We start from the raw sequence: 23,009 nt of genomic DNA on the forward strand, positions 1-23,009 counted from the left end.
CTCACCCATGCACCCCGTCGATCTCCACCGCCAGCTCGTCGCGGCAGATCACCGCGTGCAGCAGCAGGCGCGGCACCGCATCGCCGAAGCGGGCGTCCAGTGCCTGGGCGACCTTGGGCAGGTCGTCCTGTTCGCGCACGTAGACCTTCAGGCGGGTGCCGGCGCCGAACTGCGCGGGCAGGGCGGGGGCGTGCTGGCGGGCGGCGCCGAGCAGTGAGTCGAAGTTGGCGAAGGTCTCTTCCAGCTGCGCCAGCAACTGGCCGGTGTGCATCGAGGCATGCCCGACCACGGCGGCGGTGCCTGACAGCAGCAGCGGCATGTCGCTGCCGGCCGGCGGCAGCATGGCGCGCGCGAAACTCGGTGGCTGCGGGCCGTACTGGCGCGGGTAGTTGTAGGCGCTGACCTGGCGCGGATTTTCCAGCGGGGTGCCGGCGTCGCTGGCGGCCAGCCAGTAGATCTGGATGATGCGCTCGGCATCGCAGCGTCCCACCGCGGTGGCGGCCGGCAGCTGCGCATTGTCGAAGGCACCCAGGCCGCGCGCACGGCCCACGCAGAACTGCCGGTAGCGTTCGCGGTCGCCCCTGCCCAGGGTGATGGCGTCCAGATAGTTCCAGATACGCAGCAGGCGCGGCGTCTGGCTGCCGGTGACGAAGGCGGTGATTTCCGCATAGGCCTTGGCGGCGGCGGTTTCGATATCGACATCCTGCTCGTCGATCTCGATCACGCCGAACTGCAGGCGGCCGTCGCTGGCCCAGGCGATGTTGCCATCGCGGCCGCTGTGCACGGCTGCATCGCTGCGCCACACCTCCAGCATCTCGGCCTGATACGGCTGCAGCGGCACGCGCAGGTAGCGCGGGTCGTCCAGGCGTGGCGCCGCGGTGCCGAAGCCGAACACGGCCAGCACCTGCGGGTCGGCCAGCAGTGCGGACGGGTCGGTCTGCTCGACATAGTCGACCTGCAGACGGGGATGGCGCACGCTGTGCGTGGTCTGGGCCTGGGAAGCGGTCATCGGGTGTCCCGTCGTTGCGTGTCGCGTTGCAAGGTCTCGCCGTCGAAGCCGAGCGTGGCCTGACGTCGGCGTTGGCGCCAGGACTGCCAGGCGCGCGGCATCATCGACAAGGTGGTCAAGGCATAGATGGCGCGGAACGCACGCAGGCGCAGGCGCACCCTGGGGCTGTCGAACACGTCGCCGGCCAGCATCGCCACCACCGCTTCCTCGATCCGCCAGGTGTTCTGCGGTTGCGCGAACAGGGCGCGCATGGTCGGCGAGGTGAAGCGGTAGATGAACCACTTGAACTCGTCCACGCCGCGCCTGAGTTCGCGCTGCAAGGCGCGCTGCAGTTTCGCCTCGTGCTGCGGCATGCGCAGGGCCTGGTCCACCATCGCCGCACCGCGTTCGGCGCTGTGCATGGCCAGAAACACGCCCGACGAAAACATCGGGTCGACGAAGGTGTAGGCATCGCCCAGCATCAACCAGCGCGGGCCGGACATGCGCGTGCATTCGTAAGCGTAGTTGCCGGTGGCATGCACCGGGGCCACGCGTTCGGCGCCGAGCATGCGCGCGTTGAGCTCGGCATTGAGCGCGAGCGTGCGCATGAAAAAGCCCTCGCTGTCGCCCTTGCGGGTCTTCATGTATTCCGGGTAGCAGACCGCGCCCACGCTCATGATGTCGTCCGGCAACGGAATCAGCCACATCCAGCCATGTGCGTGGCGGTAGATGCTGATGTTGCCGGCATCCTCGCCCGGCCGGCGCGCCACGCCGCGGAAGTGGCTGAACAACGCGGCCGACTGATGTTTGGCATTGGCGCGTTTGAGCTTGAAGCGGGTGCCCAGGAAGGTGTCGCGGCCGCTGGCATCGAGCAGATAGCGCGGGCGGAACCGCTGCACCCCGGCCACGCCTTGCGCCTGCAGCACCGGCTGCTGCCCGTCGAACTCCACCGCTTCGACCTTGACCTGATCGCGCGCATCCACGCCCACTGCCCGCGCGCGCTCGAACAGCACCTGGTCGAACTGCGCACGTGGCACCTGGAAGGCGAAATCGGCCTTGGCATCGAGCGCATGCGAAAAACGGAAGGTGTTGTAGCCGCCGCTGTCGTTGGGAAAGTCCGCCCCGCGCTTGAGCACGCCGATGTCGCGCACGTCCTCCAGCACGCCCAGGCGTTCGAGAATCGGCACGTTCATCGGCAGCAGCGACTCGCCGATATGGAAGCGCGGATGCTGCGCCTTCTCCAGCAAGGTCACCTGCCAGCCCTGCTGGGCCAGCACGATCGCCGCCGTACAGCCCGCCGGCCCGCCGCCGATGATCAGGACATCCGGGCACTCGGGCCCGGGAGCCGGCCCGGCTGCCGGCATGGCGGTCGGGGTGGGGCGAACAGCAGTGGAAGTCATCCTGGAACGAACCTGCAGCGGGCGAGCGTCATGCAGTCATGATAGCCTGACCGGCGGCCCGGACAGGTATGCCGGCCGCCGAATCGCTGTTGCAGAACGATCGACGCCATCGACAATGCGGCCGCAAGGCAGCCGCGGCGAGTGCTCGGAATCGGCCGGCACGGCAACGTACACTGTGTTGCGCAATCGCCCACGCCGACCTGACGGTTGTCTGTGACGCTGTGGTGGTTGTGCTGAAGTCCCTCGCTCTGATCCTGTCGCCCGACCCTCACCTGGAAGCTCTCTGGATGTCCTCGCAAACCGCTGCCGAACGTGAACTGGCCGAACTCCTGGTCGAAAGCCTGAACCTGGAAGACGTCCAGCCCGCCGACATCGATCCGGAGGCGCCGTTGTTCAATACCGGGCTGGGGCTGGATTCGATCGACGCGCTGGAACTGGCGCTGGCGATCAGCAAGCGCTACGGCTTCCAGCTGCGCTCGGACAATGACGAGAACCGTCGCATCTTCGCGTCGCTGCGCGCATTGTCGGCGCATGTCCAAGCCAACAAGACCGTCTGACCTGCCCACTGCAGCGCCTGCCGATGCGCCCCCGTGGGTGCTGGGGCTGGGCGTGCTGCTGGCGGTGGCGTATTCGCCGCTGGCGCATTGGGCCAACGCCAGCCATCGCCCGGACCTGGCGGTCATCGCCGGGGCCTTGCTGGTGCTGATGGTGCTGATCGAACCGATGGTCGCGCGCCGCGCCTGGGCCTGGGCGCTGGCCGTGCTGACCTTGCTGGGCCTGAGCGCGTTGTGGCACTCGCCGTACGCGATGCTGGTGCTGGCCGCGCCGCCGGTGGTGTTCACCGGCTGGATCGCCTGGTTCTTCGGGCGCAGCCTGCGCCGCGGGCGCACGCCGCTGATCAGCCGCATTGTCGAAGGGCTGTATCGCCAGGCCGGCATGCCGATCAGCCCGGAGCAATACCGCTACACGCGCCGTCTCACCCTGGCCTGGGCGTTGCTGCTGTGCGCGCTGACCCTGGTCAACCTGGTGCTGGGCCTGTGCGCCGAGCCCAGTGGCGTGCTGGCGCAACTGGGCTACGCCTCGCCGCTGCCGATCAGCGACGCGCGCGCGTCGTTGTTCGCCAATCTGCTGGCGTACGGGGTGGTTGGCGGGTTCTTCGTGGGCGAATATCTCTTGCGCGGCCGCTGGTTTCCACAGCGCCCCTATCGTAATCTGCCAGACTTCTTGCGCCAGATGGCGCGGCTCGGGCCGGAATTCTGGCGCGATCTGCTGCGCTGAGTGCGTGGCCAGGGCAGCGACGTACGTGCACATTTTCGGGGACAAGACAAAAATGCCGCTGGCAAGGATGCCGTCGCGCCTGGCGTGGGCCGTGTTCAATCTGCTGCAACTGGCCTTCACGCTGACGTTTACCGCTGGCGGAATCGTCTATGCCCTGGTGCTGCTGGCGATCACGCGCGATGCCGACCGCCTGCTGCGCATGGGCGCCTGGATGTGGTCGCCGGTGCTGTTTCGCGGCGCCGGCGCCAAGGTGATCGTGGAAGGCCGCGAGCGCGTGGACTGGTCCAGGAATTATCTGTTCGTCAGCAACCACCAGTCGGTCATCGATATCTGCGCGTTGTTCTACGCCTTGCCGGTGCCGCTGCGGTTCCTGCTCAAGGACGAGATGCTCAAGGTGCCGTTCGTGAACTGGTATGCGCGGGCCACCGGCATGCTGTTCCTGGACCGCGACAGCCGGCGTGCCGGGGCGATGGTGCGCCGGCAGGCAGCGGCGCTGCTGCGCGAGGGCAAACAGTTGTGTCTGTTTCCCGAAGGTACCCGCAGCCGCAGCGGCGCATTGTTGCCGTTCAAGGCCGGGCTGTTGCAGGCCGCTATCGATGCTGGCGTGCCGGTGGTGCCGGTGGCGCTGGATGGCTGCGGCAAGGTGCTGCCGGTGGAGGGTGTGTTCAGGGTGCGCCCGGGCATCATCCGTGTGCGTATCGGCGATCCGATCCCGGTGACCGGGCCGGATGCGCCGGATCGCCAGCAATTGACCGAGCAGGCACATGACGCCGTGGCTGCGATGCTTCAACCCAGGATTTGAGTTGCCCGCTTATGGATTTTGTCGTGCCGCATGATCATCCCTGCCTGCCCGGGCACTTTCCGGGGCGTCCCGTGGTGCCTGGCGTGGTCGTGCTCGACCATGTGCTGCAGGCGGTGGAAGCCGCCCATGGCCCACGCGCGGCGGCGCGCCTGCCGCAGGTGAAGTTCGTGCGGCCGTTGCTGCCGGGGCAGGTGGCATCGATCACGCTGGAAGGCGTTGGCCCGCGCTGGCGCTTTCGCGTGCAGCGCGCCGACGAGCTGCTGGTCAGCGGCGAACTGGTGGCGGAGGCGGCGCAATGAGCAGCCAGTGGAAGCAACGTCCCGAAGGCGGCGGACGTTTCGCGCTGTGGCTGATCCGCGGCATCGCCCAGCATGCCGGGCGCGCGGTGGGACGCGCGCTGCTGTATCCGATTACGCTGTACTTCCTGCTGGTGCGTGCGCCCGAGCGCAGCGCCTCGCGTGCCTATCTGACCCACGTGCTGGACCGCCCGGCCACGCTGCGCGACGTGGCGCGGCATATCCACACCTTCGCCTCGACGATTCTGGACCGCGTGTACATGCTGTGCGGGCAGATGCAGCGCTTCCGGGTCGACATCACCGGGCTGGATCAGCTGCATACGCAGATGGACCGCGGCCGCGGCGTGCTGATCTTCGGCTCGCACCTGGGCAGCTTCGATGCGCTGCGCGTGCTGGCCACCGAGCGGCCGGACGTGCAGGTCAAGGTGGTGCTGGACAAGGCGCACAACCGCGCCATGACCGAGCTGCTGGGCGCGCTGAATCCGCAGCTGGCGGCCAACATCATCGATGCCGGCATGGACGCGACCTCGATCGTCATGGCGATCAAGGACGCCACCGATGCCGGCGCGCTGGTCGCGCTGCTGATCGACCGCCCGCGCGAGGGCGACCCGGCATTGCCGGCGATGTTCCTCGGCCGCAACGCGATGTTCCCGACCTCGCCGTGGCTGATCGCCGCAGCGCTCAAGGTGCCGGTGGTGCTGGCGTTCGGCCTGTACCGCGGCGGCAATCATTACGAGCTGGCGTTCGAGACCTTCAGCGAAGGCCTGGACGTGCCGCGCCGCCAGCGTGCGCCGGTGCTGGCGGTACTCATGCGCGATTACGCGGCCAGGCTGGAACATTACACACGCTACGCGCCGTACAACTGGTTCAACTTCTACGATTTCTGGAACACCCACCATGCCGATGTGCCGCACCCTGCCGTGGATGCTGATACTGCTGTTCAGCGCCGCACCGCTATGCGCCGCACCGCCTGAGACGCTGGACGTGGGCCAGGTGCTGCAGCGCCTGGCACGCCCCGCACCGGTCAGCACCGAGTTCGTCGAACTGCGTGGCTCGGCGCTGCTGAAGACGCCGCTGCGCGTGCAGGGCCACTACCGGCGTCCGGACGCGCAGACGCTGGTGCGCGAGGTCAGCGCACCGTATCGCGAGACCACCACGTTGCAAGGCGACCAAGGCGTGCTGGAACGCGAAGGCAAGGCGCCGCGGCGTTTTGCGCTCAGCCGCGTGCCCGAGCTGGCCGGATTGAAGTCCGGCTTCGGCGCATTGCTGGCCGGCGACCGCGCGCTGCTGGAGCAGCACTACCGCATCAGCGGGCAGGGCCAGCTGCAATCCTGGGCATTGACCCTGCAGCCCAAGGACGCCGCTGTCGCCAGGCAGGTACGCGAGTTGCGGCTGTACGGGCGCAATGACGAGTTGCGCTGCATCGAAAGCCTGCCGGCCAAGGGCGAGGTGCAGCGCACGCTGCTGGCCGGTGCCGCGCGCGAGGCTGCACGCGTGACCGATGCGGCGGCGCTGACCACGCTGTGCCACGGGTCGGGCGCGTGACGCAGCGCGCCTGCGGCGCCAGCAAGGCGCCCGCACAGCCCGATGCCGCGCGCGCGGCCGGTGCACGTTCGGCCACGCAGCTGGAGCTGATACATGGCATTTGAGTTGAATGCCAACCGCCGCATCGGCCTGGCGCTGCTGTGGCTGGCCTTGCTGGCGGTGGCCGGGTTCTGGTTGAGCGAGACGCTCAAGGTCACCGGCGACCTGCGCAAGTTCATGCCCGCCCCGCGCACGCCGGCGCAGAAATTGCTGATCGAAGAACTGGGCGAAGGCCCTGGCTCGCGTCTGTTGCTGATGGCACTGTCCCATAGCGACCCGGCCACGCTGGCCGCGCAGTCGCAGGCATTGCAGCAGGTCCTGGCCGCACAGCCGCAGCTGTTCGAGCTGGTTGGCAATGGCGGCACTGCGGGCCTGGATGCGATCCCCGAGCGCCTGCTGCCGTATCGCTATCTGCTCAGCGACAGCTTCGACACCGCGCCGCTGGACGCGCACACCCTGCAGGCGGCATTGCAGTCGCGCGTGCAAGATCTGGGCTCACCCGCCGCTGCGATGGTGGAGCCGTTGTTGCCGCGCGACCCCACGCTGGAAGTGCTGCATCTGGCCGAGACCCTGCAGCCGGCCGCGGCGCCGCAGACGCGCAACGCGGTGTGGTTCGACCGTGCCGGCACCTCGGCCCTGCTGATCGTGCAGACACGCGCAGCCGGCTTCGATCCCACCGGTCAGCAACTGGCCTACGACGCGGTGCAGGCGGCGTTTGCCAAGGTCAGCCAGGGCACCTCCACGCAGCTCGTCCTGACCGGCCCCGGCGCCTTTGCGGTGGAAATCACCGCGCGCACCCAGGGCGAGGCGCAATGGATCGGTACGCTGGATACGGTGGGGCTGGTGCTGTTGCTGCTGGTCGCCTACCGCAGCTGGAAGATCCCGGTGCTTGGCGTGCTGCCGTTGGCCAGTGCCGGCCTGGCCGGTCTGGGCGCGGTGGCCGTGTTGTTCGAGGGCGTGCACGGCATCACCGTGGCATTCGGCTTCACCCTGATCGGCGTGGTGCAGGATTACCCGATCCACCTGTTCAGCCATCAGCGTCCCGGTCTGGATCCGCGCGACAACGCGCGCCATCTGTGGCCGACGCTGGCCACCGGCGTGGTGTCGACCTGCATTGCCTATGTGACCTTCCTGTTTTCCGGTGTGGACGGCTTAAGGCAGCTGGCGGTGTTCACCATCGCCGGGCTGGCGACCGCTGCGATCACCACCCGTTGGCTGTTGCCGGCGTTGATCGACCCGGCGCCGCGCGACTACGCCGATTCGCGCATCCTCGCCGCGCTGTGGCGTGGCATCGCGCGGCTGCCACGGCCGCGCATCAGTCTGGCGGTGATTGCGCTGATCGGCATCGCGGTGATCGCGTTTGCACCGGGGCAATTCTGGCAGAACGATCTGTCGAAGCTGACCCCGGTGCCGCCCAAGGCGTTGGCGCAGGACACGCAGCTGCGACAGGAACTGGGCGCCCCCGACGTGCGCTACGTGCTCGCATTGCCTGCCGCCAGCGACGAGGCAGCGCTGCAGGCCAGCGAGCAGTTGCGCCCGCGCCTGGATGCGCTGGTGCGCGACGGCGCGCTGACCGGTTACGACATGGCCGCGCGTTATCTGCCCAGCATCAAGACCCAGCGTGCGCGTCAGGCCGCGTTGCCGGATGCTGCGCAAGCGCGCGCATTGACCGACAGTGCGGTGGCCGCCACGCCGTTTCGCAGCGATGCGTTTGCGCCGTTCCTGCAGGACCTGGACGCTGCCAAGCGCGCCGCGCCGCTGTTGCCGAAGGACCTGGCCGGCTCGCCGCTGGCGACCTCGGTCGGCGGGCTGCTGCTGGGGCGCGGCGATCGCAGCACCGCGCTGGTGTCGTTGACCGGCCTGCGCGATCCGTCGGTGGTGGCTGCCGCCGTGCAAGGCAGCGGCGCGCAATTGCTGGATCTCAAGGATGCCTCCGAATCCCTGGTTGCCGCCTATCGTGGACGTGTGCTCGGCGCGCTGGGGCTGGCTGCGCTGCTGCTGGCGGTGACGGTGGCAATCGCGTTGCGCAGCCCGCGCCGGATCGTGCGCGTGTTGCTGCCGATGGCGCTGACCACGGTGCTGATCCTTGCGATCCTGCGCGGCATGGGGGTGGAGCTCAACCTGTTCCATCTGATTGCGCTGATCCTGGCGGCAGGCCTGGGCCTGGATTACGCGCTGTTCTTCGACCATGCCGGCGACGATCACGCCGACCAGCTGCGCACCTTGCATGCCTTGATCGTGTGCAGCCTGATGACACTGCTGGTGTTCGCGTTGTTGGCCGCGTCCAGCATCCCGGTGTTGCGGGCGATCGGCAGCACGGTGGCGTTGGGGGTGTTGTTCAATTTCATCCTGGCCTTGCTGGTATCGCGCGAGCCGGCGCTGGAGCGCGCAAGAAACGGAGGTGCACATGCAGGGACGTGACGCGATTGCCGCCTTGATTCCCCACCAGGGCAGCATGTGCCTGTGGGAAGAGGTGGTCGACTGGGATGCGCAACGCATCGTGTTGCGCAGTCACGCGCATCGCAGCGACACGCATCCGTTGCGCGCCGATGGCCGCTTGCGTGCGCTGCACCTGTGCGAATACGGCGCGCAGGCGATGGCGGTGCATGGCGGTTTGCTGGGGCATGATCCCAGCCAGCCAGCGCGCCTGGGCATGCTGGTCGCCCTGCGAGGCGTGGAGTTGCATCTGGCCTATCTGGACGACCTTCCTGCTGCGATCGAATGCGAAGCAGTGGTATTGATGCAGGCCGACGACAGCCAGCAATACAGTTTTCGCCTGACCCACCAGGGGCAGTTGCTCGCCGAAGGCCGCGCCACGGTGATGCTGGTCGCCGGGCGGGCCCTGTAGGAGCGCGCTTGCGCGCGATGAAGCGTTACCGTTGAAGCCTCATCGCGCGCAAGCGCGCTCCTGCCGAATGTGGGCGATCGATGCGGGCGGTCTATTCCTGCACTTGCTGCCAGTCGTTAGGATGAGGCTCTTTCCGCCGTCATTTCTGCGGCTTCCATCGAGGCGTCCATGAGCACATCCATTCCACAGCGCCGCGCGCTGGTCACCGGCGGCAGCGGCGATCTCGGTGGTGCGATCAGCCGTCACCTGGCGGCGCAGGGTCGCCATGTGATCGTGCACGCCAATCGCAATCTTGCCCGCGCCGACGCCGTGGTCGCAGCGATCGTGGCCGACGGCGGCAGTGCCCAGGCGGTGGCGTTCGATGTGGCCGATGCGCAGGCCAGTGCAGCGGCGCTGGCAAGACTGCTGGAGGTCGGCCCGATCCAGATCGTGGTCAACAATGCCGGCATCCACGACGATGCGCCGATGGCCGGCATGAACGCCGAACAGTGGCATCGGGTCATCGACGTGTCGTTGCACGGGTTCTTCAACGTCACCCAGCCGTTGCTGCTGCCGATGGCGCGTACGCGCTGGGGCCGCATCGTCAGCGTGTCGTCGGTGGCGGCAGTGCTGGGAAATCGCGGGCAGACCAACTACGCCGCGGCCAAGGCCGCCTTGCACGGCGCCAGCAAATCGCTGTCACGCGAGATGGCCAGCCGCGGCATTGCCGTCAACGTGGTCGCGCCGGGCGTGATCGAAAGCGAGATGGTCGGCGAAAGCTTCGCGCCGGAGGTGATCAAGCAACTGGTGCCGGCCGGCCGCGTCGGCAAGCCCGACGAAGTGGCCGCATTGGTTGCGTTCCTGTGTTCGGAGTCAGCTGGCTATATCAACGGCCAGGTCATCGGCATCAATGGCGGCATGGGCTGAGAGCCGCTGATAGAACGACGATGCCTCCCCCCAGGTGGGCGCGGCTAGTTTGGTTCCCATCAGCGCACGACCAGGTTGGCAGTTGCGGTGTCCTCGCCGCTGTGAGTTTGCTGCAGGGCCCTTGCCCGCCCACCATCGCGGGACACGCCGTGCATCCGTCCATGGAGGCTCTTACGCGGCATCCCTGCCGCGTAAGGTCCCGCGATGGTGGGCGGGCAAGGACCGGGCGAGATGGGTGGTGTGCCTGTGCAAGCAATGCACCTCGCGCGGCCGTTCGATGCGTTGCGGTTTGATCGGCGTCTTCCGATCCGGCATTTGGATCAAGCTGGCGCGGATCCAGAAAAAACGCGCCGTCGCCGGCGCGGTCTTCAAGCTCACGCTGCGTCGGCGTACCAGGCGGCGGTGAGGATGGGTTCGCCGACGGCGTTGGCGGTCAAGGCGTCCAGTCCATGGTCCGGCAGTCCGGCATGGCGTTGACGCGCCTTGTGCAGGATCTCGTGCGCCAGCACCGCCATCTGCGCGACATTGCGGTGGATGCGCGCGGCAAAGGCATCGTCGTCGAGGGTGTCGTGCAAGGCGCCGTTGAGTTCGTTGAACCAGCCGATCAGGTATTGATCGAGCAGGCGCCCATCGTCGCTGGCCAGGCCTTGTGCAGTGTTGTGCTGGCCCCAGTCGTGCAGCACGCGCTGCATCGCCAGATTCATGTCGCGCGCGTAGAAAAAATCCGCCTTCATGCGCGAGAGCAGGCTGAGGTCGGCGATCCGTCCGCTGCAGAACAGCGGCGCCAGCAGCGACCAATAGTAGGTGTAATCCCAGATCACCTTGACCGGCATCACCTGCGCATCGCCGAACAGGGCGTACTGATCCTGATACAGGGTCAGGGTGTTTTCGTAGAACGAGAAATACAGCTGCTGATACAGCTCGACATACGGGCTGAGCGATCTGCCGGCGCGGTCGCGGCCGATCAGTTCGCAGATGTAGGTATTGGAAATTGCGATGAAGTCGCTGCCGGGCGAATAGAACGGGTCCAGGAACAACCCCGCTTCGCCGGTCAGCGCCCAGCGCTGCGGCGAGAACACCTGCGTGCAGCCATAGGAGAAGTTGCGCAGGAACAGGAAGTCCTGCAGCCGGTAGTCGGCCTTGTCGAGCGTGGCGGCGACCTGCGGCTGATGCGTGCGCAGCCAGGTCATCGCCTTGTCGTGGGTGTTCATCGTCTCCAGCGGATGCATGGCCGCATCGCAGACGATGCCCAGCGAATGCGCGCCGGAGGAGAGCGGAATCAACCAGAACCAGTAGCCCGGCCCGCACATGTGGTTGGTCGAGCGCCAGCGATCCGGCGGCGTGCAGCGCTGCAGCCAGCTGCTGTCCTGCGACCAGCCATTGGGGTCGATCAGGCCTTCCACGCGCCACCACACTGCATTGGCGTCGTGCGCGTTGTCCTGCGCCAGGCCGAGCTTGCGCTTGAGCAGGCCGGCGCGGCCGCTGGCATCCACCACCCAGCGTGCGCGCAGCGTGCCGGCCTCGCCTGCGCGCTCGTAGCGCACGGCGTGGTCGGCATCGTCATCGGCCAGGTCCACGCCCTTGACGCTGCAGCCGTCGACAAACGTGATGCCCTGCGCGCGGGCGCGCTCGCCGAGGAAATTCTCGAAGCGGCCGCGATCGATCTGCCACGACGGCGTCGGCAGGATCTGGCTGACGCCCAGCTCGGTGCAGCGGTCGATGTCCTGGCGCCTGTCGGAAAAGAAGAAGCGGAAACCGAACTTGCGGATCTGCTCGGTCTCCAGGTGCTCGCGCAGGCCCAGCACGTCGGCGAAATAATGCGCGCCGATTTCCACCGTGGATTCGCCGACCTTGAACGCGGCCTCGCGCACCGGATGCGCACGGCGCTCCAGCACGGTGATCGCCAGTTCGGGGTCGCGCTGGCGCAGCTGCAGCGCCAGGCTCAGGCCGGCCAGGCCACCACCGGTGATAACGACATCGGCACGCTGTGCATTCATGGGGATGGCTTGTTGGTGGTGACCGCAGGCACAGTAGCAAATTCGCCGTCGGCGTCGTCGATCAGCACCGGGTTGGCACGCACGCGGCGGTATTCGCGCCAGATATGCCCGTAGCTCCAGGCCTGCACGACCACGTGCGAGGTGATTTCCCACAGGTCGCGCACCAGCCGGAAATGGCTCTTGCGGAAGGTGCCCGGCGAGGTGCCGGCGTAGCGGGTTTCGATCGGCACCGCGACCACGCGCGCGCCGGCCTGGCGCGCGGCGGAAATCAGCAGCTGCGCTTCGAACACGAAGCCTTCGCCGGGCACGTCGGGCAGGGTGAATACCGAGGCCGGATACAGGCGCTGGCCGCTCTGGCTGTCGACCAGCTGGAAGCCGCAGGCCCAGGCGATGCCCCAGTCGCCGAAATCGTTGCCGATGCGGCGGATGGTGGGCTGGGTGGCGCGCTTGCGCATGCGTGCGCCGACGATGACACAGCCGGGGTGGCGGTTGGCCGCGGCCAACAGGCGCGGGAAATCGGCCGCCTTGTGCTGGCCGTCGCCGTCCATGGTCATCACGGCGCGCATGCCCATCCGCTGCGCCTGCGCAAACCCGCTGCGCAACGCGGCGCCCTTGCCCTTGCGCTGCGGATGCCGGATCAGGGTGATCGGCAGGTCGGCGATGCAGTCGGCGGTGCCGTCATCGGAGCCGTCGTCGATCACGATCACGTTCGAGCAATAGGTCAGCGCATCGTTGACCACTTCGCGGATGCGCAGCGACTCGTTCAGGGCCGGCACCAGGATCGCGGTGTCCTCGCGGGTCAGCGGCTGCCGGCTCACTGCTGGACCTCCAGCTGCAACACCCGGCCCGGGCCGGCGTACAGCGCCACGCGCTCGCCGCCAGCGGCGAGCAGGTCGAACAACGGCAGCATCGGCGCCATCGCATTGCCGGCGACCTGCCGCGACAACGGGCCCTCGCCCGATGTCGGCGTGCCGTCGTCCAGCCACGCCCGCAGCTGCGGCTTGCCGGCCTGGCCGGGGGCGCCCAGCACCAGCGCGCCGCCGAGCAGTCCCTGGCTGGGTGCGACCCGGCCCAGCGGCCCGACCGAGCGGGCGTCGTAGCCGGCCAGCAGCACCGCGTCCATGCCGGCGGCGCGTTGGACCAACGCCTCCAGCAGGCCCTGCGCGAAGCTGCCCAGGCTGGCGCTGATCGCCGTGGCCGGGGTCATCGCCCCGGCGCCGATGGTCCAGTAGCCGGCCGCGGCGTTGTGCACCGAGTTGTGGAACTTGGTCGGCGAGATCGCCAACGGGTCGCTGGCCAGCGTGGTGCACATGTAGTCGGAGATGGCCAGATCGCCATAGGTGGAGGTAAAGATCGACGGCAGGCTGGCCGGCGCGCGGCCGGCGGCGTGACAGGCGGCCAGCGCCGCTTCCAGCGAGACCGCCACCGTGTCCGGTGCGCGGCGGCGCTCATTGGCGGCCAGCAGCTGCGGCGCCGGGCGTGCCCCGGTGTCCTGCAGCGTGCCGTCACGGACGAAGGCCGCCGCGGCGTCCCAGCTCGGCAGGCCCTGGGTCCAGAAGCCGATTCCCTCGATGGTGGCAGCCAGCATCAGCGGGCCCGCCCGAACAGCAGCGAACAGTTGTTGCCGCCAAAGCCGAAGGAGTTGTTCATGGCGTAATCGATCTTGGAATGGGCATTGTCGAAACGGATCTGCGGGCCGCAGGCCGGGTCGGGCACGGCGCTGTTGAGCGTGCCCGGCAGCACCCCGTCGCGCAGCGCCAGCAGCGCGATCACCGATTCGACGATGCCGGCCGCGCCCAGGGTGTGGCCGGTCCAGGCCTTGGTCGAACTGGCGTGCAGGGTGGTGGGGAAGATCGCCGCCACCGCGGCCGCCTCCACGCTGTCGTTGGCCGGGGTGGCGGTGCCGTGCAGGTTCAGATAGCCCACCGCATCGGCGTCCAGGCCGGCGCGATCGAGCGCATCGCGCATCGCCAGCTGCGCGCCCAGGCCCTGCGGATGCGGGGCGGACATATGGTGCGCATCGCTGGATTCGCCATAGCCGTACAGCCAAAGGGTGGCGTGCGGTGCGGCAGCGGTGCGTTCAAGCAGGGCAAAGCCGCCGGCCTCGCCCAGGCTCAGGCCGACCCGGCGCGCATCGAACGGCTGGCACAGCTCCGGCGCCACCACCTGCAGCGAGTTGAAGCCGAACAGCACGCTGCCGCACAAGGTATCCACGCCACCGACCAGGGCGGCATCCACCACCCCGGCATCGATCAGGCGCGCAGCCTGGGCGAACACCTTGGCGCTGGACGAACAGGCGGTGGCCACGGTCACGCTGGGGCCGCGCAGGCCGGTGGCGTGCTGCACGAAGTCGCCCAGCGAGTGCGGGGTGTGCACGATCGGACGATCCAGATCGTCGGGGAAGCGCGCGCCGTCGGCGTCTTCGACCAGGCGCGTATAGGCCTCCTCGCTGGCACCGATGCTGGAGGTGGAGGTGCCGATGATCACCGCCACGCGCTCGGCGCCGTAGCGCTGCGCGGCAGCCTGCACGGCCTCGGCCATGCCGTCCTGCTGCAGGGCCAGCCAGGCCAGGCGGTTGTTGCGGCAGTCCCAGCCTTGCAGGGGGGGCGGCAGGACGACGTCTTCCACGCCCTCCACGCGGCCGATCCAGCAGGGCAGCGGCTGCGGGCCGAAATCGTTGCGACGCATGCCGCTGCGGCGAGCGGTCAGGGCGGCAGCCTGGGCATCGAGCCCGGCGCCGAGCGCGGTGGTGGAGGTAAAGGCGGTGACGGCGACCGGGGCCATCTGGGACGGATGCTGCGCTTGGCTCACGGTGGTCTGCTGGCAAAAAGTGGGCTCAGTATATCGATGGCGGGTCTGCCTCCCGTCGATGGCGCAACTGAACGTGCCGGTCATGTCGCTGACGGGGCAGGACTTTTCGCGTGCTGCCGCGCTTTCGCCATCGGCGCAATTGGGACACAATCCTGCGACATACTTGCCGATCGAGCGCGACCACGCGCGCATGCACGCCTACGTCTATAAAAGCCAACGCAAGCAGGACACCTTCGTCTATCTCGCCACGCGCGACGACTTCTCCGGTCTTCCCGCCGCCGTGCACGCGCAGCTGGCGCCGTTCGCGTTCGTGCTGGAGGTGGCGTTGACGCCCGAGCGCCGCCTGGCGCAGGCCGACGTGGCCACGGTGCGCGACGCACTCGGCAAGCATGGCTTCTATCTGCAGCTGCCCAAGACGGTGGTGCTGGCGGGCGAGTGCGACTATGACTGAGGCCGCACGGGCCGCACGCGTGCGGGCCGCAGCGCTGGCCGGGGCGGCCGGCGTGGCGTTGTCGTTGCTGGGCGGCATCGGCGGCGGCGTTGCCGCGGTGGCGCTGTGGCTGGCACAGCCGGCGTTCGCGCTGGCGGTGTCGTGGGCGCGCGGTACCCGCGCATTGCCCAGCCCGCCGCGCGCGGTTGCGCAGGCCCTGCCGCCGCTGCTGACGGTCTGGGGCGTGGGCCTGCTGGCGCTGGCCGCCCTGATCAGCTGGCCGCTGGCCGCCCTGCGCGACAGCGGCAGCCTGGCTGCCGCGTTGGCCCTGAGTGTGGCGGTCAGCGCTGCGCTGCTCGGGCTGTGGCGGACCTGGCCGCTGTGGGGCGAGGTCGAGCGCGATGGCGGCGCCCTGGCCCCGCGCTGGCATGCGCTGGCGACGCAGGAGTTGCACGCCTGGCGCGGCCTGCTCGCCGCTGCCCTGGTGCTGGCGATGTGCACGCTGGTGGTGGCGCTGGCCTGGCCGGGCTGGCTGTCGAGCAGCTTGCGCTGGAGTCTGGCGATCGCCGCCAGCGTGCTGCTGCCGGCCGCCCATCTGCTGTTGCAACGCACCGCCGCGCCGGGACGCAGCGACGCCCCGGCGGCGCTGCAGGCGGCCGATTTCTTTTCCGAAGCGGCGGCCGAGCCGCGTCCGCTGGAGCCGGTGGCCCAGCATCAACTGGTGCCCGAGCTGTTCGAGGCCGCGCGCAGCGGACGCGTGGACCGCGCGCTGCAGTTGCTCGATGCCGGCGCCGACCCGCAGGCGATGCCGCTGCCGGAGTGGCGCGACCAACGCAGCCTGCCCGCGCTGGCCGCGGTGCTGCCGGACCTGCGCCTGCTGCGCGAGCTGATCGTGCGCCGTGTCGACGTCAACCAGCCGCATCGCGGCATGACGCCGTTGCTGGCCGCCACGCGCGACAGCTGGCACGGTCGCCCGGACGCGGTGATGACGCTGCTGGCCAACGGCGCGGACCCGCGCGCCAGCGACAACGACGGCAATACGCCGCTGCATCACGCGGTGCGCAGTTCCGACCCGGGCGTGGCCGCGCTGCTGCGCGATGCCGCCGCCGAACTCGACGCGCTCAACCACGAAGGTCACTCGCCGCTGGCGATGGCCTGCCAGGTCGGCAACTGGCGGCTGGCCAAGTTCCTGCTGGAACGCGGCGCCCACTCCGAACCGGACGGCGGCGCGCCGGTGCTGCTGGCGGCGGCCGGCACCGAGGAAGACGACCCGGCCGGCGTGCAACTGCTGCTCAAGCACAAGGCGCGCGTGGATGCGCGCGACCGCCAACGCCGCAGTGCCCTGCACGAAGCCGCACTGGCCGGGCACGGCGACATCGTCGAGGCGCTGCTGGCGGCCGGCGCCAATCTGGAAGCGCGCGATCTGCTCGGCCGCACGCCGTGGCTGGATGCGGCGCGGCAGGCACGGAGCGGCGTGCTCGAACGCTTGGTCGCACGCAAGGCCGATGTGCTGGCCGTCGATGGCGAGGGCCGCAACGCGGTGATGCTGGCCTGCGCCGCCGACAACGTGTCGCCGGCCCTGATCCGGCGCCTGCTCGACCTGCAGGTGCCGGCCGACAGCGCTGATGCGCACGGCCGGCGCGCGGTGGATGTGGCCGCCGAAGCCGGGCGCTGGGCGATCGTGCAATTGCTCGACCCCGCCTATCCGTTGCCGGCGGCGGTCAGCGATGCGCACGGCGAGACCCCCGGCGTGGCGCTGCTGCCCGACCGCCCGCCCCTGGTGTTGTTGCGCGAAGGCCTGCAGTTCGGTCAACGCGACGGCCTGGTCGCGCTGGCCCGCCTGTGCGGCCCGGAAGAACTTGGCAGCCTGCTGCACGACGCGCATCTGGCCTTGAACGCCGATGCGGTGGACTGGCTGCTGCGCCATGGGGCCGATGCCGAAGTGCGCGATGCCTGCGGCGACGTGCCGATGTTTGCACTGCTCTCGCGGGGCGTGGAGGCGGTGCCGGCACTGCAGGCGCTGCTGCGCCATGGCGTCTCGCCCGCCGGTGCGGGCGGGCTGACGCGGCTGCTCAGTGCCTGCGTGCAGCACGATGCGGCATCGCGCGGGCTGGAACAGTTCGCGCTGGAATTGCTCGAACGCGGCGCCGACCCGTTCGCCGCATCGGCGGCCGGCGATCCGCCGTTGTCGCTGGCGGTGCGGCTGGGCTGGCTGCGCCTGCAGCAGTGGTTGCTGGAACACGGCGTGGACCGCGAGGCGCGCGACAGCCACGGCATGACTGCGCTGCACCTGGCCACCGCGCTGGGCCGCGAGGCATCGCTGAAATTGCTGGTCAAGCAGGGCGCCTCGCCGGAAGCGCGCGCTGCCGACGGGCAGACCCCATTGGGCGTGGCGCTGTCGATCGGCCGCCGCGACCTGGCCGACTGGCTGGACTGGCGCATCTGGTCGCTGCCGCAACGCAGCCTGCGCGAGGCGGATGTACCGGCGGCCGCGATGGTCGGCGACACCGATGCGGTGCGTCGCCTGATCGATCTCGGCCTGCCGGTCGACGCCGTCGATGCGCAGGGCTGTACCGCGCTGTTGCGTGCGGCCGGTGGCGGCCATCTCGGCGTGGTGGCGCATCTGCTCGGTCGCGGCGCCGATCCGCAACGCGCAGCCAATAGCGGCGCCACGCCGTTGTCGGCGGCGGTGAGCATGCGCCAGACCGAGATCGTGGCCGCGTTGCTGCAGGCCGGCGCGCAGATCGAGCACCGCCTGCCCGGCGGCGTCACCGTGCTGATGCTGGCCTGCGCGCTGGGCCTGCCGGATATCGTGGCGCGCCTGCTCACCGCGGCGGCCGACGTGCACGCCAACGACGACCAGGGCCTGGCGCCGCTGCATTGCGCCGCGCTGTACGGCTTCACCGCGCGCGACAAGAGCCGCCTGCTGGCCCTGCTGGATACCTTGCTGCTGGCCGGCGCCGACCCGGAGTATCTGGCCGGTGGCCGGGTCAGCCCCCTGCTGCTGTTGCTGGGCGCGCGCGCCGAACCGGGCACCGCCTGCGACGAGCAGGTGGTGCTGGCTGGCGTGGAACGCCTGCTCGACGAAGACGTCTCGCTGGACGTGGCCGATCAGCGCGGTTTCGGCCCGCTGCACCTGGCCGCACTGCACGGCCTGCCGCTGCTGGTGCAGCGCCTGCTGCGGGCCGGCGCCGATGCCGACCGCCGCGACGCGCTCAACCGCACCCCGCGCGAGATCGCGATCATGCGCGGCTTCATCGATGTGGCCGGCCAGTTCGAGCCCGCCTTGCCGGGTGTGTCCTCGATGGCGCGCTTCCTGCGCGAAGGCCGCTGAGCCAGCGCGGCGGGGCACCGCTGCGGGTGCTGTTCGTGTGCAGCCGCAACCGGCTGCGCAGCCCCACCGCCGAGCGCGTGTTCGCCGACTGGCCGGGCGTGCAGACGCAATCGGCCGGGCTGGCCGCCGATGCGGACGTGCAGCTCACCCCGGAGCTGTTGCACGAGGCGCAGCTGGTGCTGGTGATGGAGCGTCGCCATCTGCAGCTGTTGCGCAAACGCTTTGCCGCGCATCTGCGCCATTGCCGGGTGGCCTGTCTGCAGATTCCCGACGACTACGCCTACATGGACCCGGCACTGATCCGTCGCCTGGAACACACGGTGCCAACATTGCTGCGTCTGCCGGCGTTCTCGTAACCTGATCCCGACACTGCGCGTGCAAGACTGGGCCTTCACTCGCACGAAGGAAGCGCCTCTACGATGAGCGTGCGTATCGAGGACCATGCCATGCTGGGTAATTGCCACAGCGCGGCCCTGGTCGACCACCGTGGCACCATCGACTGGCTGTGTCTGCCACGTTTCGATTCCGACGCGTTTTTCGCATCCCTGCTGGGCGATGAGCAGCACGGGCAATGGGCGTTGTCGCCGGCCGGCGACTTTCGCAGTGAACGTACCTATGAAGACGACAGCCTGGTGTTGTGCACGCGCATGCACACCGACACCGGCACGGTGGAACTGGTCGACTTCATGGTCGCCAGCGAGGAAGGCGACGGCCACCAGCACCTGGTGCGGATCGTGCGTTGCGTGCAGGGCGAGGTGCCGATGCACATGCGCCTGACCTTCCGCTTCAACTACGGCCGCACCGTGCCCTGGGTGACGCGTATCGATGGCGGCATCCGTGCCATCGCCGGGCCCGACCAGCTCGCCCTGCGCTCGCCACAGGCGCTGCATGGCGAGGACATGGGCACCGAAGCCGACTTCACGCTGCGCCAGGGCCAGAGCACCTGGTTCCTGCTGAGCCATGGCCTGTCGCATCAGCCCACGCCGACGGCGATCGATCCGGAACAGGCGCTGCAGCGCACGGCCGCGTTCTGGCACGGTTGGGCGCGTCGCTGTACCGATGTCGGCCCCTGGACCGAGCAGGTGCGTCGCTCGCTGGTGGTGTTGAAAGGGCTCAGCTATCTGCCCACCGGCGGCATCGTCGCTGCGCCGACGGCCTCGCTGCCCGAGCATCTGGGCGGCACCCGCAACTGGGATTACCGCTACTGCTGGCTGCGCGATTCGGTGTTCACGCTGATCGCCCTGCTGCAGGCCGGGTATCGCGACGAGGCAGAGGCGTTCCGCGATTGGGTACAGCGCGCCATCGCCGGGTCGCCGGACCAGTTGCAGGCGCTCTACGGCATCGCCGGCGAGCGCCGGCTGCAGGAATGGGAAGCGCACTGGCTGCCCGGCCATGAAAACTCCAGCCCGGTGCGTATCGGCAACGGGGCGGTGGATCAGTTCCAGCTCGACGTCTACGGCGAGTTGATCGGCGCGTTCCACTACGCGCGCGAAAAGGGCGTGGCACCGCTGTCCGACGCCGATGGCTCGTCGGCATCGTTGCTGGAAAAAGTGCTGGAGACGCTGGAAACGCTGTGGCGGCTGCCCGACGAAGGCATCTGGGAGATCCGCGACGAGCGCCGTCATTTCGTGCATTCCAAGGTGATGGCCTGGCTGGCCTTCGATTGCGGCGCGCGCGATGGCATCACCAATGCCGATGCGGCCAAGCGCGCGCACTGGGGCCGCATCGCCGAGCAAATCCGCGCAGAAGTGCTGGAGAAGGGCGTGCACCCGGACGGGCATTTCGTGCAGAGCTATGGTTCCGACCGTCTGGACGCGTCGCTGTTGCTGATTCCGATCGTCGGGTTCCTGCCGGCCGAGGATCCGCGCATCGCGGCCACCGCCGATGCCATCGCACGCGACCTGACCATCGATGGATTGGTCGAACGCTATCGCGCCGACGACAGCGCCGACGGGCTGCCGGCCGGCGAGGGCACCTTTCTTGCCTGCAGCTTCTGGCTGGTGGAAAACTATGCATTGCTCGGGCGCACCGAGCAGGCACGCATGCTGCTCGAACGTCTGCTCGGGCTGTGCAACGACGTGGGCCTGCTTGCCGAAGAGTACGACCCGCGCAGCAAACGCATGCTTGGCAACTTCCCGCAAGGGTATTCCCACGTGGCTCTGGTCAATGCGGCATTGCGCCTGCACGGACGCATGGGCGAAAAGGAAACACATCCATGAACGAACAAGCCACAACCCCGCCGTGCATCATCGTGGTGTTTGGTGCACGCGGTGACCTGACCAAGCGCCTGGTGATGCCGGCGCTGTACAACCTGCGGCGCTCCGGCGCGCTGGGCGAGCAGTTCGCCATCGTCGGCATGGATCATGGTGATATCAGCGAGCGCTCGTGGCGCACGATGATGGGCCAGTCGATGACCGAGCTGCTCAGCAGCCGCGATGCCGAATTCCAGACCGACGAGTTCGATACCGACACCTGGGAGTGGCTGCGCGAGCGCATGCATTATCTGCGCGGCGATTTCACTGACCTGGGCGCCTATCAAACCCTGGGTGGCGCGCTGGAGAAACTGCACAAACGCTATGGCACCCAGGGCAATGTGCTGTTTTACCTGGCCACCGCCGCGCGCTTCTTCGAGCCGGTACTGCTCAACCTGGGCGAAGCCGGGCTGGTCAGGCAACGCGAGGGCGAGGGCTGGCGTCGGGTGATCGTGGAAAAGCCCTTCGGACACGATCTGCCCAGCGCCGTCGCGCTCAATGCCACCGTCGCCAAGGTGCTGCACGAGGATCAGGTGTTCCGCATCGACCACTTCCTCGGCAAGGAAACCGTGCAGAACATCCTGGCGTTCCGTTTCGCCAACGGCCTGTTCGAGCCGGTGTGGAACCGCGACCGCATCGATCATGTGCAGATCACCGCCGCCGAAACCATCGGGGTGGAGGGGCGCGGACGCTTCTATGATCCCACCGGCTGCCTGCGCGACATGGTGCCCAATCACCTGTTCCAGTTGCTGGCGATGATTGCGATGGAGCCGCCGGCCGCGTTCACCACCGAGGCGATGCATCGCCGCCGCGCCGAAGTGATCGAAGCAGTGCGCCCGATCAAGCCCGAAGACGTGGTGCGCGGCCAGTATGCCTCCGGCGCGGTCAACCGCAGCGCCGTGCCGGGGTATCGCGAAGAAGACACGGTGCCGGACGATTCGGAAACCGAAACCTATGTGGCGATGAAGCTGCAGGTCGACACCTGGCGCTGGGCCGGCGTGCCGTTCTACCTGCGCACCGGCAAGCGCCTGCGTGAGCGTACCACCGAGATCGCGATCCGCTTCAAGCCGGCGCCGCTGGCGCCGTTCCGCAGCACCGAAGTGGGCGGCTACGGCCCCGACTGGCTGGTGCTGCACATCCAGCCCGACGAAGGCATCTCGCTGCAGTTCGACGTCAAGCGCCCCGGCGCGCAGGTCAGCCTGGCACCGGTGCGCATGGACTTCCGCTACCGCGACTGGTTCCCCAAGGAATACACGGTGGGCTACGAGCGCCTGCTGCAGGACTGCATGAACGGCGAGGCCGGCCTGTTCCAGGACGCGGCCATGGTGGAAGGTGCCTGGCGCATCGTGCAGCCGATCCTGGATGCCTGGAAACAACCGCCCAGCGACTTCCCCAATTACGCCGCCGGCAGCGCCGGCCCCTCGGCCGCCGATGCCTTGCTGGCCATGAATGGTGGACACGCCTGGCGCGCGCTCACCCCGGGCCGCAAGCCACCGCCGCGCCGCGCACCGGACGCACGTGGCAGCGCCACCACGCCGGTCAAGAAAGCCACCGGGAAGACGGTCAAGAAGGTTGCCAAGGCACCGGCCAGGAAGATCACCAAGGCGGCAGCCGAAAAGGTCACCAAGGCGCCAGCCAATCGCGCATCTGCGGCCGCATCAAGACCATCGCAGGATGCGGCTACGTCGCCGGGCAGCGCGGCAAAGAAAGCCGTGAGCAAACGCGCAACCGGCAAGGTCGCAAAGACCGCCGGCAAGACCGCGGCAGGCAAGCGCGCAGCGAAGAAGTCGACCAGCAAGACTGCGGCGCGCACGCCACGCCGCTGAGGGATGCGAGCGGCATACGGCCGCCGCAGCTCCACGTAGGAGCGTGCCCGCGCGCGACGGGCTTTATCGGTAACGCCCGGGTCGCGCGCAGGCACGCTCCTACGAACACGGCAGCGATTGTGGGTGGTTGGTGCAGGTTCGCCATCCGCATCGGCTTAGGACTTGGACGCGATCGAATGCTCGCGTGCAGGTCGTCTTCAAGCATCGACTGCGCAGCTAACGCTGACGAAAGATGCACCACATCCGCGTAGGAGCGT

The 23,009-nt window shown here is 68.7% G+C and carries 20 protein-coding genes; 14 read left to right on the plus strand and 6 right to left on the minus strand.

Going from position 1 to position 23,009, the window contains the following annotated elements; translation table 11 throughout:
- Window position 1: 1 nt before the first annotated feature.
- The gene (locus EO139_RS11360; RefSeq protein WP_164739818.1) at window positions 2–1,009 is read right to left on the minus strand and encodes a pteridine-dependent deoxygenase; all 1,008 of its coding nucleotides are present in this window, start codon (window positions 1,007–1,009) and stop codon (window positions 2–4) included.
- On the minus strand, window positions 1,006–2,352 hold the full coding sequence (locus EO139_RS11365; RefSeq protein ID WP_119129851.1) for an NAD(P)/FAD-dependent oxidoreductase: 1,347 nt from the start codon (window positions 2,350–2,352) through the stop codon (window positions 1,006–1,008). Before EO139_RS11365 ends, EO139_RS11360 begins: the two co-directional genes overlap by 4 nt.
- Before the next feature lie 323 nt (window positions 2,353–2,675).
- Here EO139_RS11365 and xanC point away from each other — a divergent pair, with 323 nt between their 5' ends.
- The 9 genes from xanC (at window position 2,676) to fabG (ending at window position 10,102) form a co-directional block, all read left to right on the plus strand.
- On the plus strand, window positions 2,676–2,945 hold the full coding sequence (gene xanC, locus EO139_RS11370; RefSeq protein ID WP_005914783.1) for a xanthomonadin biosynthesis acyl carrier protein XanC: 270 nt from the start codon (window positions 2,676–2,678) through the stop codon (window positions 2,943–2,945).
- 37 nt (window positions 2,946–2,982) lie between these two features.
- The gene (locus EO139_RS11375) at window positions 2,983–3,666 is read left to right on the plus strand and encodes a ketosynthase (RefSeq protein WP_164739828.1); all 684 of its coding nucleotides are present in this window, start codon (window positions 2,983–2,985) and stop codon (window positions 3,664–3,666) included.
- 52 nt (window positions 3,667–3,718) lie between these two features.
- A complete protein-coding gene (locus EO139_RS11380; RefSeq protein WP_104585197.1) occupies window positions 3,719–4,468 on the plus strand; it encodes a lysophospholipid acyltransferase family protein in 750 nt (249 codons plus the stop codon).
- A gap of 71 nt (window positions 4,469–4,539) precedes the next feature.
- Window positions 4,540–4,767, plus strand: a complete 228-nt coding sequence (locus EO139_RS11385) for a hypothetical protein (protein ID WP_241235951.1) — start codon at window positions 4,540–4,542, stop codon at window positions 4,765–4,767.
- Window positions 4,764–5,738 carry an acyltransferase gene (locus EO139_RS11390; protein WP_104585201.1) on the plus strand — a complete coding sequence of 325 codons (975 nt, stop codon included), beginning with the start codon at window positions 4,764–4,766 and terminating at the stop codon, window positions 5,736–5,738. The genes EO139_RS11385 and EO139_RS11390 overlap by 4 nt, the downstream gene beginning before the upstream one ends.
- Window positions 5,662–6,309, plus strand: coding sequence for a LolA-related protein (locus tag EO139_RS11395; protein ID WP_104585237.1), 648 nt, complete (start codon window positions 5,662–5,664; stop codon window positions 6,307–6,309). Before EO139_RS11390 ends, EO139_RS11395 begins: the two co-directional genes overlap by 77 nt.
- 93 nt (window positions 6,310–6,402) lie before the next feature.
- Window positions 6,403–8,769 (plus strand): MMPL family transporter, encoded by a 2,367-nt coding sequence (locus EO139_RS11400; protein WP_126970684.1) that lies wholly within the window; start codon window positions 6,403–6,405, stop codon window positions 8,767–8,769.
- On the plus strand, window positions 8,756–9,196 hold the full coding sequence (locus tag EO139_RS11405; RefSeq protein WP_104585239.1) for a phosphotransferase: 441 nt from the start codon (window positions 8,756–8,758) through the stop codon (window positions 9,194–9,196). Before EO139_RS11400 ends, EO139_RS11405 begins: the two co-directional genes overlap by 14 nt.
- A 168-nt stretch (window positions 9,197–9,364) precedes the next feature.
- Window positions 9,365–10,102 (plus strand): 3-oxoacyl-ACP reductase FabG, encoded by a 738-nt coding sequence (fabG, locus tag EO139_RS11410; protein ID WP_126970686.1) that lies wholly within the window; start codon window positions 9,365–9,367, stop codon window positions 10,100–10,102.
- A gap of 374 nt (window positions 10,103–10,476) precedes the next feature.
- Here the strand turns inward: fabG and EO139_RS11420 are convergent, their stop codons facing one another.
- The 4 genes from EO139_RS11420 to EO139_RS11435 are packed head-to-tail and all read right to left on the minus strand — an operon-like array spanning window position 10,477 to window position 14,883.
- Window positions 10,477–12,099 (minus strand): NAD(P)/FAD-dependent oxidoreductase, encoded by a 1,623-nt coding sequence (locus EO139_RS11420; RefSeq protein ID WP_126970690.1) that lies wholly within the window; start codon window positions 12,097–12,099, stop codon window positions 10,477–10,479.
- The gene (locus tag EO139_RS11425; protein WP_104585211.1) at window positions 12,096–12,917 is read right to left on the minus strand and encodes a glycosyltransferase family 2 protein; all 822 of its coding nucleotides are present in this window, start codon (window positions 12,915–12,917) and stop codon (window positions 12,096–12,098) included. The genes EO139_RS11420 and EO139_RS11425 overlap by 4 nt, the downstream gene beginning before the upstream one ends.
- Entirely contained in the window at window positions 12,914–13,687 is a 774-nt protein-coding gene (locus tag EO139_RS11430) for a beta-ketoacyl synthase chain length factor (RefSeq protein ID WP_119129846.1), read from the minus strand. The genes EO139_RS11425 and EO139_RS11430 overlap by 4 nt, the downstream gene beginning before the upstream one ends.
- Entirely contained in the window at window positions 13,687–14,883 is a 1,197-nt protein-coding gene (locus EO139_RS11435; protein WP_126970808.1) for a beta-ketoacyl-[acyl-carrier-protein] synthase family protein, read from the minus strand. The genes EO139_RS11430 and EO139_RS11435 overlap by 1 nt, the downstream gene beginning before the upstream one ends.
- 217 nt (window positions 14,884–15,100) lie before the next feature.
- On the opposite strand from EO139_RS11435, the gene EO139_RS11440 reads away from it, so the two are divergent.
- The 5 genes from EO139_RS11440 to zwf all read left to right on the plus strand — a co-directional run bounded on the left by EO139_RS11440 (window position 15,101) and on the right by zwf (window position 22,752).
- Window positions 15,101–15,361, plus strand: a complete 261-nt coding sequence (locus EO139_RS11440) for a YcgL domain-containing protein (RefSeq protein WP_104585241.1) — start codon at window positions 15,101–15,103, stop codon at window positions 15,359–15,361.
- Window positions 15,354–18,674, plus strand: a complete 3,321-nt coding sequence (locus EO139_RS11445) for an ankyrin repeat domain-containing protein (protein WP_126970692.1) — start codon at window positions 15,354–15,356, stop codon at window positions 18,672–18,674. The genes EO139_RS11440 and EO139_RS11445 overlap by 8 nt, the downstream gene beginning before the upstream one ends.
- Before the next feature lie 26 nt (window positions 18,675–18,700).
- Window positions 18,701–19,030: a phosphotyrosine protein phosphatase gene (locus tag EO139_RS11450; protein WP_119131577.1), complete on the plus strand. Its 330-nt coding sequence runs from the start codon at window positions 18,701–18,703 to the stop codon at window positions 19,028–19,030.
- 63 nt (window positions 19,031–19,093) lie between these two features.
- On the plus strand, window positions 19,094–20,893 hold the full coding sequence (locus EO139_RS11455) for a glycoside hydrolase family 15 protein (RefSeq protein ID WP_126970694.1): 1,800 nt from the start codon (window positions 19,094–19,096) through the stop codon (window positions 20,891–20,893).
- Complete coding sequence (zwf, locus tag EO139_RS11460; protein ID WP_164739819.1) at window positions 20,890–22,752, plus strand: glucose-6-phosphate dehydrogenase; 1,863 nt, start codon at window positions 20,890–20,892, stop codon at window positions 22,750–22,752. The genes EO139_RS11455 and zwf overlap by 4 nt, the downstream gene beginning before the upstream one ends.
- Window positions 22,753–23,009: the final 257 nt, after the last annotated feature.

The organism is Xanthomonas sp. BRIP62411, from assembly GCF_003993525.1.
Taxonomy (GTDB): domain Bacteria; phylum Pseudomonadota; class Gammaproteobacteria; order Xanthomonadales; family Xanthomonadaceae; genus Xanthomonas; species Xanthomonas euroxanthea.

Bases quoted from the DNA above. Each gene is read 5' to 3' on its own strand.
- EO139_RS11360 (WP_164739818.1), bottom strand. From the start codon at position 1,009: ATGACCGCTTCCCAGGCCCAGACCACGCACAGCGTGCGCCATCCCCGT.
- EO139_RS11365 (WP_119129851.1), bottom strand. From the start codon at position 2,352: ATGCCGGCAGCCGGGCCGGCTCCCGGGCCCGAGTGCCCGGATGTCCTG.
- xanC (WP_005914783.1), top strand. From the start codon at position 2,676: ATGTCCTCGCAAACCGCTGCCGAACGTGAACTGGCCGAACTCCTGGTC.
- EO139_RS11380 (WP_104585197.1), top strand. From the start codon at position 3,719: ATGCCGCTGGCAAGGATGCCGTCGCGCCTGGCGTGGGCCGTGTTCAAT.
- EO139_RS11390 (WP_104585201.1), top strand. From the start codon at position 4,764: ATGAGCAGCCAGTGGAAGCAACGTCCCGAAGGCGGCGGACGTTTCGCG.
- EO139_RS11395 (WP_104585237.1), top strand. From the start codon at position 5,662: ATGCCGATGTGCCGCACCCTGCCGTGGATGCTGATACTGCTGTTCAGC.
- EO139_RS11400 (WP_126970684.1), top strand. From the start codon at position 6,403: ATGGCATTTGAGTTGAATGCCAACCGCCGCATCGGCCTGGCGCTGCTG.
- EO139_RS11405 (WP_104585239.1), top strand. From the start codon at position 8,756: ATGCAGGGACGTGACGCGATTGCCGCCTTGATTCCCCACCAGGGCAGC.
- fabG (WP_126970686.1), top strand. From the start codon at position 9,365: ATGAGCACATCCATTCCACAGCGCCGCGCGCTGGTCACCGGCGGCAGC.
- EO139_RS11420 (WP_126970690.1), bottom strand. From the start codon at position 12,099: ATGAATGCACAGCGTGCCGATGTCGTTATCACCGGTGGTGGCCTGGCC.
- EO139_RS11430 (WP_119129846.1), bottom strand. From the start codon at position 13,687: ATGCTGGCTGCCACCATCGAGGGAATCGGCTTCTGGACCCAGGGCCTG.
- EO139_RS11435 (WP_126970808.1), bottom strand. From the start codon at position 14,883: ATGGCCCCGGTCGCCGTCACCGCCTTTACCTCCACCACCGCGCTCGGC.
- EO139_RS11440 (WP_104585241.1), top strand. From the start codon at position 15,101: ATGCACGCCTACGTCTATAAAAGCCAACGCAAGCAGGACACCTTCGTC.
- EO139_RS11445 (WP_126970692.1), top strand. From the start codon at position 15,354: ATGACTGAGGCCGCACGGGCCGCACGCGTGCGGGCCGCAGCGCTGGCC.
- EO139_RS11455 (WP_126970694.1), top strand. From the start codon at position 19,094: ATGAGCGTGCGTATCGAGGACCATGCCATGCTGGGTAATTGCCACAGC.
- zwf (WP_164739819.1), top strand. From the start codon at position 20,890: ATGAACGAACAAGCCACAACCCCGCCGTGCATCATCGTGGTGTTTGGT.